At 36.3% G+C, this 1,416-nt stretch carries 2 protein-coding genes and 1 pseudogene; all 3 read left to right on the forward strand.

What is annotated here, in order from left to right:
- Positions 1–300 precede the first annotated feature (300 nt).
- Positions 301–747 carry a YaiI/YqxD family protein gene (locus BFI01S_RS21860; protein WP_061794443.1) on the forward strand — a complete coding sequence of 149 codons (447 nt, stop codon included), beginning with the start codon at positions 301–303 and terminating at the stop codon, positions 745–747.
- A gap of 35 nt (positions 748–782) precedes the next feature.
- On the forward strand, positions 783–974 hold the full coding sequence (locus BFI01S_RS21865) for a hypothetical protein (protein ID WP_048008527.1): 192 nt from the start codon (positions 783–785) through the stop codon (positions 972–974).
- Between the two features lie 255 nt (positions 975–1,229).
- Positions 1,230–1,416, forward strand: a pseudogene (locus BFI01S_RS21870) (glucosylceramidase); the annotation flags it as partial.

Consider the following 1,416-nt stretch of genomic DNA (forward strand, 5'->3'; position numbering starts at 1 on the left):
GATAATAACTATAATAAAAACAAATGAAAGCGAGAATAAATAACAAAGTTTTAGCGACTTTATACGGCAAAAGTCTTAATATAAATGCACCTATAGTAATTACTATAACCGTCCCTGCGTTTTTTGTAGGCCATTGAACGACCATTTGCCAACAAAATTCTATAAAGTATAATATGAGGATAGAAAAATACAGCAAAAGGAAGAACTCTTGATTATTTTAAAACAAAAGTCACCAGTCTATTTTATAGTTGAAAAAGATTAAGTTAAATAGTAAGTCGAACTTTTTAACAGGAGGGAAAGATGAAAATTTATGTGGATGCAGATGCTTGTCCGGTGAAAGATATTATTATTGCAGAAGCAAGGGATTTTGAAATTCCGGTTATCCTTGTTACAAGCTTTTCTCATTTTTCTAATGCAGAACAGCCATCAGGAGTGAAAACCATTTATGTTGATTCTGGAGCAGATGCTGCAGATTATCGGATTGTGAAGTTAGTGGAAAAAGGAGATATTATCGTGACGCAAGATTATGGTCTTGCGTCACTAGGTTTAGCAAAAGGAATTATCGTCCTCCACCATAAAGGATTTAGATATACAAATGAAAATATTGACCAATTATTACAAACACGTTATTTAAGTGCAATGGCTAGAAAAAGCGGACAGCGAACGAAGGGACCAAAGCCTTTTACAGCAGAAGACCGGGAGCAATTTAGGGATCTTTTTAAACAGGTTATTTCACGTAAAATTTAAGCTAAACTTAGAGATTCAGAAAGGAGCTAAATATTTTGAAGTATTTAAAATCGCAAATGCAACAACTAATTAAGGAAAATAAAGAACTCCATACACGCTTTAAAGAACTGAAGGCTGAGCATGGTCTTGAGAAAAACAATGCCCTCAAGGCCTTGTACCATTCAGAAGTTGCGGATGGAGGAAAGTATCAGGTAGCTTACCAAGCACTTGACCAGCCCAAAAAGTAGACTCTTATATCTAATTATACTTACTAAAAATTCTGTTATAAATGCTGGATGGTTATAAGTGGATTAAGTTAGTGACCAAATTATGAAGTGGGTTGCTACGCAGTACAACGATACTGCGTATTCGAACGACATATAATTGTTCTCTTTGTAGAAGAATGTACTTATTAACGAGGGCATGAGTTTAATAAATAGTAATCTTGAATCACAGAGGGACGGTATTATTCGAAGTACATAGCGGCGATGGAAGAGGAAGGGGTGCCCATCTGGGGAATCACCATTCAGAACGAACCTGAAGCAAAGCAGGTATGGGACTGCTGCCTGTACACAGGTGAAGAAGAACGGGATTTTATCAAAAATCATCTTGGTCCATCCCTTAAGAAACATGGCCATGGTAATGTGAAGATTATCATCTGGGATCATAACCGGGATGTCATTTTCGACT

The organism is Cytobacillus firmus NBRC 15306 (genome assembly GCF_001591465.1).
Classification (GTDB): Bacteria; Bacillota; Bacilli; order Bacillales; family Cytobacillaceae; genus Cytobacillus; species Cytobacillus firmus.